Source organism: Nonomuraea angiospora (assembly GCF_014873145.1).
Taxonomy (GTDB): domain Bacteria; phylum Actinomycetota; class Actinomycetes; order Streptosporangiales; family Streptosporangiaceae; genus Nonomuraea; species Nonomuraea angiospora.
Genome location: NZ_JADBEK010000001.1, coordinates 4881067 through 4895960 on the forward strand (window position 1 = coordinate 4881067; position 14894 = coordinate 4895960).

Consider the following 14894-nt stretch of genomic DNA (forward strand, 5'->3'; position numbering starts at 1 on the left):
CTTTCGCTGGGCTCAGGGGATCCTACTAACGCGAAGCACCCGCCCGACGCTTGGTCCACACGTCGAACGCCACGGCCGCCAGGAGGACCGCCCCCTTGACGAGCATGACCCGCTCGCTGGGCGAGCCGATCAGGGACATGCCGTTGTTGATGACCGCCATGATCAGACCGCCGGTGATGGCGCCGACCACCTTGCCGACACCGCCCTGGACGGCCGCGCCGCCGATGAACGCCGCGGCGATGGCGTCCAGCTCGAAGCTGTTACCGGCGGTGGGACCGGCCTGGTTGAGCCGGCCGGCGAAGATGATGCCGGCGATGGCCGACAGCACGCCCATGTTGACGAAAATCCAGAAGACCACCGACTTGACCTTCACGCCGGACATGACGGCCGCCTGGAGGTTGCCGCCGATGGCGTAGATCTGCCGGCCGAAGACCGTGCGGTTGGCCATCAGCGAGTAGCCGAGCACGAGCACCGCCAGCAGCACCAGCACCCACGGGAGGTTCTTGAAACGGGCGAGCTGCACGACCAGGAAGAGGATCAGCGCGGCCCCGGCCGCCAGCTTCAGCACGAACAGCGCCATCGGCTCCACGGCCTGCCCGTAGCCGCGGCGCGCGTTGCGGGTGCGCCACTGGGAGGCCGCCATGCCGGCGATGGCCACGACGCCGATCAGCAGGCTGAACAGGTCGGCGCCGCCGAGCGGGCCGAGGCCGATGTTGCCGAGGTAGCCGTTGGTGAAGCCGTTGGCCAGCGTGCGGACCTGGTCGGGGAACGGGCCGATGCCCTGGTTGCCCAGCACGGTCAGCGTCAGCGCCCTGAACAGCAGCATGCCGGCCAGCGTCACGATGAACGCCGGGATGCCGAAGTACGCGATCCAGTAGCCCTGCCAGGCCCCGATGACCGCACCCGCCACCAGCGTGACGAGCAGGGCCAGCGGCCAGGGCCAGCCCATGTTCACCATGAGCACGGCCGCCAGCGCTCCCGTGACCGCCACCACCGAGCCGACCGACAGGTCGATGTGCCCGGCGATGATGATCAGGATCATGCCGATCGCGAGGATCAGGACGTAGGAGTTCTGGACGATGATGTTGGAGATGTTCTGCGGCGTGAGCATCGCGCCGTCGGTCAGCACCGAGAACAGCGCGACGATCAGCGCGAAGGCGATGTAGATGCCGCTGGATCGCAGGTTGAGCGACACTCCGCCGAGCGACACCCTGCCCGGCTGCCGTGGCGCTCCCCCGTCGCCCTTGGCGCCGGCCTCCACGGTGGGCGTGATGCTACTCATTTTTCCTGTCCCTTGGTCATCAAGTACATGAGGTGTTCCTGAGTGGCCTCCTGGCGCGGCACCTCGCCGGTGATGCGGCCCTCGGAGAGGGTGTAGACGCGGTCGCACAGCCCGAGCAGCTCGGGCAGCTCAGAGGAGATCACGAGCACGGCCTTGCCCTGGTCGGCCAGCCGGTTGATGATCGTGTAGATCTCGTACTTGGCACCGACGTCGATGCCTCTGGTGGGCTCGTCGAGGATGAGCACGTCCGGCTCGGTCAGGATCCATTTGGAGAGCACGACCTTCTGCTGGTTGCCGCCGCTCAGCTTGCCCACGATGCTGTTGACGGTGGGCGCCTTGATGTTCATGCTCTTGTGGAACTGCTCGGCGACCTTGTACTCCTCGTTCTCGTTGACCCAGCCGCGCTTGGACAGCCCGGTGAGCCCGGCCGCCGAGATGTTGCGCTTGATGTCCTCGATGAGGTTGAGGCCGTACCTCTTGCGGTCCTCGGTGGCGTAGGCGATGCCGTGCCTGATCGCGTCCTGCACGTTGCGGATCTCGATCGGCTTGCCGTCCTTGAAGATCTTGCCGGTGATGTGCACGCCGTACGTGCGCCCGAACACGCTCATCGCCAGCTCGGTGCGCCCGGCGCCCATCAGCCCCGCGAGGCCGACGATCTCGCCCCGGCGCAGCGTGAGGGCGGCGCCGTCGACCACCTTCCGGCCCGGCTGGCTGGGGCTGTAGACCGTCCAGTCCTCGATGCGCAGCACCTCGTCGCCGATGGTCGGCTCGTGCGGCGGGAAGCGGTTGTCGAGCGCCCGGCCGACCATGCCGGAGATGATGCGGTCCTCGGTGACGTTGTCGGTGGCCATGTCGAGGGTCTCGATCGTCTGCCCGTCGCGGATGATCGTGACGGAGTCGGCGATGGCGGTGACCTCGTTCAGCTTGTGAGAGATGATCACGCAGGTGATGCCCTCGTCCCGCAGGCCGCGCAGCAGGTCGAGCAGGTGGGCCGAGTCGTCGTCGTTGAGGGCGGCGGTCGGCTCGTCGAGGATGAGCAGCTTCACCTCTTTCGAGAGCGCCTTGGCGATCTCGACGAGCTGCTGCTTGCCCACGCCGATGTCGGAGATCGGCGTCGTCGGGTTCTCACGCAGGCCGACCCGCTTCATCAGCTCGCCGGCCTCGTAGTTGGTGCGGTTCCAGTCGATGAAGCCGCGCTTGGCGCGCTCGTTGCCGAGGAAGATGTTCTCGGCGATCGACAGCTGCGGGCTGAGCGCCAGCTCCTGGTGGATGATGACGATGCCGGCGTGCTCGCTGTCGCGGATGCCGCCGAACTCGACCGTCCTGCCCTCGAAGGTGATCTCGCCGTCGTACTCGCCGTGCGGGTAGACCCCGGAAAGCACCTTCATCAGCGTCGACTTGCCGGCGCCGTTCTCGCCGCAGATCGCGTGGATCTCGCCCCGCCGGACGGACAGGTTGACGTTCTGCAGCGCCTTGACGCCGGGGAACGTCTTGGTGATCCCGCTCATCCGCAAGATGTGCTCGGTCATATACCCCTCGCTCAGGGAGGAGAGCCCCGGGGACTCCTGGGGGTCCCCGGGGCTCTGGCCCTTACTTGAGCTGGTCCTCGGTGTAGTAGTTGCTGCCGACGATGATTTCCTTGTAGTTGCTCTTGTCCACGATCACCGGGTCGAGCAGGTACGACGGGACGACCTTGTTGCCGTTGTCGTAGTCCTTCTCGTTGTTGACCTCGGGCTTCTGGCCCTTGAGCACGGAGTCGGCCATCTTCACCGTCTGCTCGGCGAGCTTGCGGGTGTCCTTGAAGATGGTGGAGTACTGCTCACCGGCGATGATCGACTTGACCGACGCGAGCTCGGCGTCCTGGCCGGTCACGATCGGGTAGGGCTGGCCGCTGGTGCCGTAGCCGGAGCTCTTGAGCGCCGACAGGATGCCGATCGACAGACCGTCGTACGGCGACAGCACGCCGTCCACCTTCTTGCTGCTGGTGTAGGTCTTGGTGAGGATGTCCTCCATGCGCTTCTGCGCCGTGGCGGGGTCCCACCGCAGGATGGCGGCCTGCTTGAAGTCGGTCTGGCCGCTCGCGACCTTCAGGGTGCCGTCGTCGATCTTGGGCTTGAGCACCGACATGGCGCCGTTCCAGAAGAACGTGGCGTTGTTGTCGTCGGGCGAGCCGCCGAACAGCTCGACGTTGAACGGGCCCTTCTTGCCGTCCTCGACGCCGAGGCCCTTCAGCAGCGAGGTCGCCTGCTGCACGCCGACCTTGAAGTTGTCGAACGTGGCGTAGTAGTCGACGTTCGGGCTGTTGCGGATCAGGCGGTCATAGGCGATGACCGGGATCTTGTTGTCGGCGGCCTGCTGGAGCTGGGAGGTGATGGCGGTGCCGTCGATCGAGGCGATGATCAGGAGCTTGGCGCCCTTGGTGATCTGGTTCTCGATCTGGTTGGCCTGCGTGGGGATGTCGTTCTCCGCGTACTGGAGGTCGACCTTGTAGCCCAGCTTCTCCAGCTGCTGCTTGACGTTGTCGCCGTCGTGGATCCAGCGCTCCGACGACTTCGTGGGCATCGTGACGCCGATCAGGGCGCCCCCGTTACCGGCCGAGGCCGAGGCGGAGGCCTGGGCGTCGACGGTCTTCGTGCTCGATCCGCAGGCCGTCATCGTCGCGGCGAGGGCGATGACGGACACCACGCCCCCGATTCGTCCCAACCTCATGTCATCTCCTTGCGATGGGGGTCGCGGCAGCGCTGGACGCGGCGGCTGCCGGTAGAGCGAGGAATTCGATTACAGAAAGTAACGAATCAGAACAAAATTCTCGTTCGCTTCCGCCGATTGTTATCGCTAACAACGCTCGTGTCAACGGGCGCGCATAACCTACCGGAAACTTTCGAGTAACTTTCCCCAGCAGGTCAGCGCCTCGATCGGGCTGAGAACAGGCGCTGCAGCAAGATGAAGACGAAGAGCAACATTCCGATGAAGATCTTGGTCCACCATGAGGACAGTGTCCCCTCGAAACTGATGATCGTCTGGATCAGGCCCAGCACGAGCACCCCGAGGACGGTGCCCAGCAGGAAGCCGCTGCCGCCGGTCAGCAGCGTGCCGCCGATGACGACCGCCGCGATCGCGTCCAGCTCCATGCCCACGGCGTGCAGCCCGTAGCCGGAGAGCATGTAGAACGACAGCAGCACGCCGCCCAGCGCCGAGCAGAACCCGCTGATCGTGTAGACCGCGATCTTCGTCCGGCCCACGGGCAGCCCCATCAGCAGCGCGGACTGCTCGCTGCCGCCGGTCGCGTACACCGCGCGGCCGAGGCGGGTGTAGTGCAGCACGTACGCCGCCACCAGCACGACCACCACGGCGACGATCACGCTGGGTGATATCCACATGTCGGCGAACAGGTCGATCCTCGCCTGCGCGAACGCCGTGAAGGTGGGATCGTTGATCGGGATCGAGTCCGTGCCGATCGTGTAACACAGCCCCCGCGCCAGGAACATGCCCGCCAGCGTCACGATGAACGGCTGGATGTCGAAGGCGTGCACGATGTACCCCATCACCAGCCCCAGCCCCGCCCCGATGACCAGCACCAGCGGGATCACCAGGTACGGCGGCCACCCGGGCCCCGCCATGAGGCTGGCCGAGATCATCGTGGACAGCGCCACCACCGACCCCACCGACAGGTCGATGCCCCCGGTCAGGATCACGAACGTCATCCCGACGGCCACCACCAGCAGGAAGGCGTTGTCGATGAAGACGTTGAGTACGACCTGCCCGCTGGCGAACCCCTCGTAGCGGATCCCCCCGACCACGAACATGGCCAGGAACAGGCACCCGGTCACGAGGACCGGCAGGTACTTGGCGGGCACGCTCGCCCGCCCGATCGTCAGCGTGCTCATGTGGTAACTCGCACCTTCTCCTCGGCCACCGGGCTGGCGGGCGCGGCGCGGCCGCGTCCGCGGAACGCCTTCTGGCGGAAGGACGGGGACTGGATGAGGCAGACCGCCGTCACGACCAGCGCCTTGAACAGCAGCGTGGTCTCCGGTGGCACGCCGATCGAGTAGATCGTCGTGGTCAGGGTCTGGATGATCAGCGCGCCCAGCACGGTGCCGCCGAGCGAGAACCGGCCGCCGGACAGCGACGTGCCGCCGATCACGACGGCCAGGATGGCGTCCAGCTCGATCCACAGGCCGGCGTTGTTGCCGTCGGCGCTGGAGACGTTCGAGCTGATCATCAACCCGGCGACGCCCGCGCACAGGGCGGCGAACGCGTACACCATGATGATGATCCCGCGCGACCTGATGCCCGCGAGGCGGCTGGCCTCGGCGTTGCCGCCGACCGACTCGATCAGCATGCCCAGCGCCAGCCGCCGGGTGAGGAACGCCGTGATGGCCAGCACGCCGATCACGATGAGGATGCCGAACGGCACGGTCAGCCAGTAGCCGCCGCCGATCACCTTGTACGCCGGGCTGTTGACGGTGATGATCTGCCCGTCGGTGATGAGCTGGGCCAGGCCGCGCCCGGCCACCATGAGGATCAGCGTGGCGATGATCGGCTGGATGCCGACGGCCGCGACCAGGAACCCGTTCCAGGCCCCCAGCACCAGGCAGAGGCCGAGCGCCGCCGCCACGGCGGTGAACACGTTCGCGTCCTCGCTGATCTGCAGGCAGGCCAGCGCCCCCGAGATCGCCACCACCGAGCCCACCGACAGGTCGATGCCGCCGGTGGCGATGACCAGCGTCATCCCGAGCGAGACCAGGATCAGCGGGGCGCCGAAGCGCAGGATGTCGATCAGGCTCCCGTACAGGTGGCCTTCCCTGACCTGGATCGAGAAGAAGCTGGGCGTGAAGAACACGTTCAGCGCCAGCAGCAGTACGAGGACCACCACCGGCCAGAGCAGCCGTCTCATGAGGCCCGGCCTCCGCTCGCGATCGTTTCCATGAGCACGTCCGTCGTCAGCTCGTCGTCGTTGGGCAGCTCGGCCACCAGCCGCCGGTCGCGCAGCACCTCGACCTTGTGGCTGAGCCGCAGCACCTCCTCCAGCTCGGCCGAGATGAACAGCACCGCCATGCCGCCGTCGGACAGCTCGGCCACCAGGCGCTGGATCTCGGTCTTCGCGCCGACGTCGATGCCCCGGGTGGGCTCGTCCAGGATGAGCAGGCGCGGCTCGAGGATGAGCCATCGGGCCAGCACGACCTTCTGCTGGTTGCCGCCACTGAGGTTGCGTACGAGGTGCTCGGGGTTGGGCGGGCTGATCTTCAGGGCCTTGACGTACCTGCCGACCAGCTCGTCCTGCTGCTCGCGCGGCACCGGCCTGGTCCAGCCCCTGGTGGCCTGGAGGGCGAGGATGATGTTCTCGCGCACGGTGAGGTCGGGGATCAGGCCGTCGGCCTTGCGGTTCTCGGAGCAGAACGCGATCTTGTGGTTCATGGCCGCGCGCGGCGTGCGCAACGACGCCGGGGTCCCGCCGACCGCGATCTCGCCCGTGCCCGCGTGGTCGGCGCCGAACAGCAGCCGCGCGATCTCCGTACGGCCGGAGCCGAGCAGCCCGGCCAGGCCCACCACCTCGCCCTCGTGGATCGTGAGCGTGAACGGCTCGATGGCCCCCGGCCGGCCCAGCTCGCGCGCCTCGACCAGCGGCCGGTCGAAGACCTTGGCCTCGCCCTGCAGCCGCTCCAGCGCGGCCAGCTCCTGGCCGATCATCTTGGCGACCAGCTCGACCTGCGGGAGCCGGTCGGTGAGGTACTCGCCGACCAGCCTGCCGTTGCGCAGGATCGTCATGCGGTCCGAGATCTCGTAGATCTGGTCGAGGAAGTGGGAGACGAAGAGGATGGCGATGCCCTCCTCCTTCAGCCTCCTCATCACCCGGAAGAGCTGCTGGACCTCGTCGGCGTCCAGGCTGGAGGTGGGCTCGTCCAGGATGAGCACCCTCGCCTCGATGTCGATCGCCCGCGCGATGGCCACCATCTGCTGGACGGCCAGCGAGTACGTCGACAGCGGCGCCGACACGTCCACGCTCAGCTCCAGCCGCGACAGCAGCTCGGCGGCCCTGGCGCGCATCCGCTTCCAGTCGATGCGGCCCCTTTTCCGGGGCTCGCGGCCGATGAAGATGTTCTCGGCCACCGAGAGGTTCGTGCAGAGGTTGACCTCCTGGTAGACCGTGCTGATGCCGGCCTGCTGCGCCTCCAGGGGGCTGCCGAACGCGACGGGGGCGCCGCCCAGCTCGATGGTGCCCGCGTCGGCGGGGTGGACGCCGGTGAGCACTTTGATCAGGGTGGACTTGCCCGCGCCGTTCTCTCCCATGAGCGCGTGCACCTCGCCCGGGAGCAGCCGCAGGTCGACGCCGTCCAGGGCCTTCACGCCAGGGAACTGCTTGCCGATCCCGCTCATCGTCAGGACCGGCGCGGGTGTGACCATGTCTCTCCTCATATGGCTGGGAAACCGCCGCCTTGCCTCGTCACTACGCCTCCCCGGTGCCCCGGGTCCAGGGCCCCGGGCCGGAGCACGGAGGCGACTCGCCCCTTTCCCCGACCCAGGGACCCCAGCCGGACGGCGGGTCAGTACTGGCGGGAGGGCAGGGCCTGCTTGGCCTGCTCCTGCGTGAACGTGGTCTCCTCGGTCACCACGCGGGCCGGCACCTGCTCACCCTTGACGACCTTCTTGGCCAGGTCCATGAGCTGCGGGCCGAGCAGCGGCGAGCACTCGACGATGTAGTTGATCTTCCCGTCGGCGAGCGCCTGCATCCCGTCCTTGACGGCGTCCACGGTGATGATCTTGATGTCCTTGCCGGGCACCTTGCCCGCGCCCTCGATGGCCTCGATCGCGCCCAGGCCCATGTCGTCGTTGTGGGCGTAGAGGACGTCGATGTCCGGGTTCGACTTCAGGAAGGCCTCCATGACCTCCTTACCCTTGGCCCTGGTGAAGTCGCCGGTCTGCGAGGCGATGATCTTGAACTTGGGATCGGCCCCGATGACCTCCTGGAAGCCGGACTTGCGGTCGTTGGCCGGGGCCGAGCCCGTCGTGCCCTGCAGCTCGACGATGTTCACCGGGTCCTTGGCGTCCTTGTACTCGTTCACCAGCCACTGGCCGGCCTTCTTGCCCTCTTCGACGAAGTCCGAGCCGAGGAAGGTCTTGTAGAGGGAGGTGTCCTTGGAGTCCACGGCGCGGTCGGTCAGGATGACCGGGATCTTCGCGTCCTTGGCCTCCTTGAGCACCGTGTCCCAGCCGGACTCCACCACCGGCGAGAAGGCGATGACGTCCACCTTCTGCTGGATGTAGGAGCGGATGGCCTTGATCTGGTTCTCCTGCTTCTGCTGGGCGTCGGAGAACTTGAGCGTGATGCCCGCGGTCTTGGCCGAGTCCTGCACGGACTTGGTGTTCGCGGTGCGCCACCCGCTCTCCGCACCCACCTGGGAGAAGCCCATGGTGATCGAGCCGCCACCACCGCCGCCGCCACCGCCGCTGCCGCAGGCGGTCATGGACATCGCGGTCAGACCGGCGAGAACTAAAGCCGAGATCCTCTTCAACACGTGGGGGGTTCCCTTCTCATGTGAGCGCTAACATCCCCATCAGGGGACACCGGCGCCTTCCTGCCTTGCGCAACGGCCTACACATCAGCCGCACCGGTCCCCGAGAGCGTCGCCGACGCCTACTTTTCGATGTGCTGAGGATGCATCGAAGTGCTTGATGAGCTCGCCCCGACTGTGAACGTTAACAACCGGTCCCGTCAAGGGGCCGCCGGATTACGGTCGGATTACACGGACGGCCCCTTGACGGGGGTCTCGGCCGTTCCTTAACTTGTCGCGGATCGCTGTTGTTAACGCTCACTCGCCTTGTTAACGCTAACAACCTTGAGGAGCCCCCCACTCATGACGCGAACCGTCTTATCCGCCCTGCTCCTGGCGGCCTCGCTGGTGGCGCCACCGCCGGCGGCCTCGCTCGCGGAGCCGATCCCGGACGGCGCCGTGGTCGACCAGTTCGACGGCACCACGCTCGGCGAGGACTGGGCGGTGCTGTCGCCGGACAGCTCCCGCTGGTCGCTGTCGGGCGGCGCGCTGCGCGTGGAGAGCCTGACCGGCGACACCTACCAGGGCACCAACACCGCCAGGAACCTCTTCCTCGTGGACGTCCCGGCCGGCGACTTCGAAGTGGTCACCAAGCTGAGCGCCCCGGTCGCGCTGGACTACCAGAGCGCGGGCCTGCTGGCCTGGCAGGACTGGGACAACTACGTACGCGCCGGGCTCGCCCACGTCGGGTCCGCGGGCGGGCCGGTGATCGAGACGGACACCGAGGTCGGGGCCTCGTTCAACGCGAGCTTCGCGGCCCGGCCCGGCTCGACCGGCGAGATCGTCAAGCTGGCCAGGACCGGGGACGAATTCGTCTCCTCGTACTGGGACGGCTCGTCCTGGGTGCAGGCGGCCAAGGTGAGCGCGAAGCTGGACGTCAAACAGCTCGGCCTGTTCGCGCTGTCGGCACAGAACGGCACGTCGGTGACGGCGGTGTTCGACTACATCGCGATCAAGGCGAGCGAGGGTGAACCGGTGGTGCCGTCCGGGGCGTTCACGCTGCGCTCCGGCTCGCTGCCGTACCTGTCGGCGGGCCCGTCGGGGGTGGTGCGGGCGTCGGCGAAGGCGGGGATGACCAGCCTGGCCCTCACGGCCACGGCCGCCGGCGACGGCGTGACACTGAAGGACGTGGCGAGCGGCGAGTTCCTGCGGGTCGCCGCCGGCAAGGTGCGGCTGGGCGGGACCGCGTCGGTCTTCCGGCTCAAGGACGCGGGCGGCGGCAAGGTCGTGCTCTCCTCCGGCGGCCAGAACGTCTCCGTCGGCGACGGCGCCCTGGTCACGGGGAGCGCGATCACGAAGTTCAGGGTCGAGGGCTACAGCTCGGGCAAGCTGACCGTGGACACCGGGGCCAAGGGCACCGAGGTCAGCCCCGACCTCTACGGGGTCTTCTACGAGGACATCAACCACGCCGCCGACGGCGGGCTCTACGCCGAGCTGGTGCAGAACCGCTCGTTCGAGTTCAACAGCGTGGACGAGCCCTCCTACACGGGCCTGACCGCGTGGTCCAAGGCCGAACGCGGCGCCACCGCCGCCCTCGCGATCGGCACCGACCAGCCGCTGAACGCCAACAACCGCAACTACCTGCGGCTCGACGTGACCGGTGACGGCAGCGCGGGCGCGAGCAACGCCGGGTTCAACCGCGGCATCCCCGTGAAGCAGGGCAAGCGGTACGACGTGTCCCTCTGGGCCAGGCGCGCGGCGGCGGGACCGCTGACGGTCTCGGTGGAGAACGGCTCCACCGTCCTCGGCACGGCCACGCTGCGGGTGAAGGCCGGCGGCTGGGCGAAGTACACCGCGTCGTTCACGGCCTCGGGGACGACGGACGCGGGGCGGCTGGTGGTGCTGGCGCCGGGCGGCCGGACCGACCTGGACATGGTGTCGCTGTTCCCGCGCGACACGTTCAAGGGGCACGGCATGCGGACCGACCTGGCCAGGATGATCGCCGAGCTGAAGCCCAGGTTCCTGCGCTTCCCCGGCGGGTGCGTGACGAACGTCGGCACGTACGACCCGTACTCGGACAACCAGGACCGGCGGCGCATCTACCAGTGGAAGGAGACGATCGGCCCGGTCGAGGAGCGGCCGACCAACTACAACTTCTGGGGCTACAACCAGTCCTACGGCCTCGGCTACTACGAGTACTTCCAGTTCGCCGAGGACATCGGGGCGCGGGCGCTGCCGGTGCTGTCGGTGGGCGTGAACGGGTGCGGCGAGAACCGGCCGCTGACCGACGAGGCCAAGCTGGCCCGCTGGGTGCAGGACACGCTCGACCTGATCGAGTTCGCCAACGGGCCGGTCACCTCGGAGTGGGGCGGGAAGCGGGCCAGGCTCGGGCATCCGAGGCCGTTCGGGCTGGAGTACATCGGCCTCGGGAACGAGGAGATCTACCCCGAGTTCTTCGCGAACTACCCGAAGTTCGCGGATGCCATCAGGGCCAAGTATCCGGACATCAAGATCATCAGTAACTCGGGGCAGACGTCGCAGGGCGCCTGGTTCGACCGGATGTGGCAGTTCGCCCGCGACCAGAAGGCCGACCTCGTCGACGAGCACTACTACAACAGCCCGGAGTGGTTCCTGACCAACAACCACCGCTACGACGCCTATGACCGCACCGGGCCGAAGGTGTTCGTGGGCGAGTACGCCTCGCGCGGCAACACGTGGCACAACGCGCTGGCGGAGGCGTCGTACATGACGGGCCTGGAGCGCAACTCCGACGTCGTACGGCTGGCCTCGTACGCGCCGCTGCTGGCCAACGTGGACTACGTGGACTGGACGCCGGACCTCATCTGGTTCGACAACGACCAGGTCTACGGCTCGCCGAACTACTACGTGCAGCGGCTGTTCTCGACCAATGTCGGCGACCGGGTGCTGCCCAGCACCTTCACGGGCGAGGGCGGCGCGGTCGAGGACATCGGCGGCGCGGTGGGGCTCGGCGCGTGGAACACCGCCGTCCGGTACGACGACGTGAAGGTCACCGCGGCCGACGGGACCACGCTGCTGGCGGACGACTTCTCGGCCGGAGCCGGCAAGTGGACCCCCGGCCTGGGGACCTGGGCCGTGCAGGACGGCGCCTACGCGCAGACCGCCCAGGTGACGGACGCCAGGTCCACGGCGGGCTCGGCCGACTGGTCGAACTACACGATGGAGGTCACCGCCAGGAAGACCGCCGGGGCCGAGGGCTTCCTGATCATGTTCGGGGTCAAGGGCACCGGCGACTTCTACTGGTGGAACCTCGGCGGCTGGGGCAACACCCAGTCCGCCGTCGAGAAGGCCACCAACGGCGCCAAGTCCTCGATCGCCACCTCCGCCACCACGATCGAGACCGGCCGCGACTACCAGATCAAGATCCAGGTCAGCGGGCGGCGGATCACGACCTGGCTGGACGGGCAGAAGATCAACGACTTCGTGGACGACGCCGTCGTGGAGCCGCTCTACCAGGTGGTGTCCAGGGACGGGAAGTCCGTGACGCTCAAGGTCGTCAACGTGCGGGACACCTCCGTACGCGGCAGCGTGGACCTCGGCTCGGCGCGGTTCCGGCCGGTCGCCACGGTGACCACGCTGACCGGCTCGCCCTCCGACACGAACTCCCTGTCCGAGCCGGAGCGGGTGGCGCCCGTGGAGCGGCAGGTGCGCGGCTTCTCCTCGGCCTTCACCTACGACTTCCCCGCGCACTCGGTGACGTTCGTGCGGCTGACCGAGCGATGACGGCGCGGGGCGGGCCTCCGCCTGGAGGCCCGCCCCGCGGCTACGCGACGACCCGGTAGTGCGTGGTCATCCGGCCCGTGTCGTCGAGCACGTGGAACGCGACCGCCGGCGGGAGGTCGTAGTCCACGCAGTTGGCGAACGACGTGCCGCCCTCCCACGGCAGCTTCAGCGTGGACACCACGCCGGGGGCGGCCAGCAGCGGGCGGCCGGCGAAGGTGGTGACGGCGCCCGTGTGGGCGTGGCCGACCAGCACGGCGGGCACGCCCGGATGCCGCCCGAGCAGCTCTTCCAGAGGCTCGGGCCGGTGCAGCCGGATGCCGTCGATCACCGGGCTGTGCAGCAGGGCCGGCGGGTGGTGGAAGGCCACGAACACCGGCCGGTCCGCGCCCGCGAGCACGTCGTCCAGCCAGGCCAGCGTCTCGCCGTCCAGGTGCCCCGCGTCTTCGCCGGGGATGGAGGAGTCGCACATGGCGTAGACGGCCCTGTCCGTGCGCAGGACCTGGTTGATCGGCCCCTCGCCGCCGCGCGGGTCACCCAGCAGGACGCGGCGGAACTGCTCGCGCACGTCGTGGTTGCCCGGGCCGACCAGGACGGGGTGGCGGGAGGAGAGCAGCTTGCGCGCCTCCTCGTACTCCTCGGGGAGCCCGTGGTCGGCGATGTCGCCGGTGACGAGCACGGCGTCGAGGTCGGCGGGGAGCGCGTCGAGGTAGCGCATGACGGAGGTGGCACGGTCGGCGCTCTGGGGCGTCGCGCCGATGTGGATGTCGCTCAGGTGAGCGATCACGATCATGTTGACGTCGTCCTTCCGGGTTCTGCCTGCTCACCTACCGTAGGCCCGGGTACCGGACCATACGTAAGATCCGGTTACGTGCGCAAAGATTGGGCCGGTTCCGGAGTGGACCTGCATCTGGAGGTCGCCGCCGGCGGCGGGCGGCGGCGCGGGCTGGAGGAGGCGCTGCGGCGGGCGGTGCGGGACGGGCGGCTGCCGCGCGGCACGCGGCTGCCTTCGACGCGGTCGCTGGCGGCGGAGCTGGGGCTGTCGCGCGGCACGGTGAGCGCGGCCTACGACCAGCTCGTCGCCGAGGGCTACCTGGCCACCCGCCCGGGCTCGGCCACCGAGGTCGCCGACGTGTCCCCCGCGACGCCATCCGATCCACGGCTGTCCTCCGAGCCTCCTCCGGCGCCGCCGTATGACCTGCGGCTGCCGGCCGGGCCCTCCAAGACGCCGCCGTATGACCTGCGGCTGCCGGCCGGGCCCTCCACGACGCCGCTGCATGACCTGCGGCCGGGGCAGCCCGACCTGTCGGCGTTTCCGGCGCGGGCCTGGTTGCGGGCCACCCGGCACGTGCTCTCCACCGCGCCCGCCGAGGTCCTCGGCCCGTGCGACCCGCGCGGCCGGATCGAGCTGCGGGCGGCGCTGGCCGGCTACCTCGCCAGGACGCGCGGGGTGCTCACCACGCCGGACCTGATCGTGGTCACGACGGGGTTCGTCCAGGCGCTCAACCTGATCGTCCAGGTGGTCGACGGCCCGATCGCCACCGAGGAGCCGGGGCACGACTTCTACCGCGAGGTGCTGCGCCGGGCCGGGCGCCAGACCGTACCGCTGCCCGTGGACGGGCTGGGCGCCCAGGTGGACACGCTCACCGGCGCCACCGCGGCGGCCGTCGTCACGCCCGCGCACCAGTACCCCACGGGCGTCCCCCTGCACCCCGCCCGCCGCCGCGCGCTGCGCGAGTGGGGCGGGCTCGTCGTGGAGGACGACTACGACGGGGAGTTCCGCTACGACCGGCAGCCGGTCGGCGCGTTCCAGGGGACCGCGCCCGATCGGGTCGTGTACGTCGGCACCACCTCCGAGGCCCTCGCCCCGGCCCTGCGCCTGGGCTGGATGGCGGTGCCGCCCTCCCTGATCGGCCCCGTGGCCGAGGCCAAGCTGCACGCCGACGCCCACACCGAGGTGCTCGGCCAGCTCGTGCTGGCGAGGCTGATCGAGACCCACGACTACGACCGCCACATCCGCGCCGCCCGCCTGCGCTACCGCCGCCGCCGCGAGCTGCTGCTCGCCCGGCTCGGCCCCGGGCCCGGCCAGCCGCTGCCCGGCGTCGCCCTGCCCGGGGTGGCCGCCGGGCTGCGCGCGCTCCTCCTGCTCCCGGAGGCGGGCCCGGCGGAAGGGGAGCTGCTGGCCGAGTGCGAGCGCAGGGGCATCGCGCTGCGCGCCGCCTCCCCGCTCTGGCGCGGCGACGGCCCCGGCGGCCTGCTCGTCGGGTACGCCGCCCCGTCCGAACGCGCCTACCCGCGCGCCCTCGAAGCCCTGGCCGGAGCACTCGCCGGAACCTGACGGCGGCCCCGTCCGTTGTCAG

10 protein-coding genes are annotated in these 14894 nt (G+C 69.0%); 2 read left to right on the top strand and 8 right to left on the bottom strand.

Features of this window, described 5'->3' with window-relative positions; translation table 11 throughout:
- Nucleotides 1-25: 25 nt before the first annotated feature.
- The 7 genes from mmsB to H4W80_RS22045 form a co-directional block, all read right to left on the bottom strand.
- Complete coding sequence (gene mmsB / locus H4W80_RS22015; RefSeq protein ID WP_225963595.1) at nt 26-1282, bottom strand: multiple monosaccharide ABC transporter permease; 1257 nt, start codon at nt 1280-1282, stop codon at nt 26-28.
- The gene (mmsA, locus tag H4W80_RS22020; RefSeq protein ID WP_192786827.1) at nt 1279-2811 is read right to left on the bottom strand and encodes a multiple monosaccharide ABC transporter ATP-binding protein; all 1533 of its coding nucleotides are present in this window, start codon (nt 2809-2811) and stop codon (nt 1279-1281) included. Before mmsA ends, mmsB begins: the two co-directional genes overlap by 4 nt.
- A 61-nt stretch (nt 2812-2872) precedes the next feature.
- Nucleotides 2873-3991, bottom strand: a complete 1119-nt coding sequence (gene chvE / locus H4W80_RS22025; protein ID WP_318786992.1) for a multiple monosaccharide ABC transporter substrate-binding protein — start codon at nt 3989-3991, stop codon at nt 2873-2875.
- 194 nt (nt 3992-4185) lie between these two features.
- The gene (yjfF, locus tag H4W80_RS22030; protein ID WP_192786828.1) at nt 4186-5169 is read right to left on the bottom strand and encodes a galactofuranose ABC transporter, permease protein YjfF; all 984 of its coding nucleotides are present in this window, start codon (nt 5167-5169) and stop codon (nt 4186-4188) included.
- Nucleotides 5166-6179 (bottom strand): ABC transporter permease, encoded by a 1014-nt coding sequence (locus H4W80_RS22035; RefSeq protein ID WP_192786829.1) that lies wholly within the window; start codon nt 6177-6179, stop codon nt 5166-5168. The genes yjfF and H4W80_RS22035 overlap by 4 nt, the downstream gene beginning before the upstream one ends.
- On the bottom strand, nt 6176-7687 hold the full coding sequence (locus H4W80_RS22040; protein ID WP_192786830.1) for a sugar ABC transporter ATP-binding protein: 1512 nt from the start codon (nt 7685-7687) through the stop codon (nt 6176-6178). The genes H4W80_RS22035 and H4W80_RS22040 overlap by 4 nt, the downstream gene beginning before the upstream one ends.
- Nucleotides 7688-7827: 140 nt before the next feature.
- The gene (locus H4W80_RS22045; RefSeq protein ID WP_318786993.1) at nt 7828-8799 is read right to left on the bottom strand and encodes an ABC transporter substrate-binding protein; all 972 of its coding nucleotides are present in this window, start codon (nt 8797-8799) and stop codon (nt 7828-7830) included.
- A 339-nt stretch (nt 8800-9138) separates the two neighbouring features.
- Here H4W80_RS22045 and H4W80_RS22050 point away from each other — a divergent pair, with 339 nt between their 5' ends.
- The gene (locus H4W80_RS22050; RefSeq protein WP_192786831.1) at nt 9139-12537 is read left to right on the top strand and encodes an alpha-L-arabinofuranosidase C-terminal domain-containing protein; all 3399 of its coding nucleotides are present in this window, start codon (nt 9139-9141) and stop codon (nt 12535-12537) included.
- A 40-nt stretch (nt 12538-12577) separates the two neighbouring features.
- Here H4W80_RS22050 and H4W80_RS22055 read toward each other — a convergent pair whose 3' ends face one another.
- A complete protein-coding gene (locus H4W80_RS22055) occupies nt 12578-13327 on the bottom strand; it encodes a metallophosphoesterase (RefSeq protein ID WP_192786832.1) in 750 nt (249 codons plus the stop codon).
- 78 nt (nt 13328-13405) lie between these two features.
- Between H4W80_RS22055 and pdxR the strand changes: the two genes are divergently transcribed.
- Nucleotides 13406-14872, top strand: coding sequence for a MocR-like pyridoxine biosynthesis transcription factor PdxR (gene pdxR / locus H4W80_RS22060; protein ID WP_192786833.1), 1467 nt, complete (start codon nt 13406-13408; stop codon nt 14870-14872).
- Nucleotides 14873-14894: the final 22 nt, after the last annotated feature.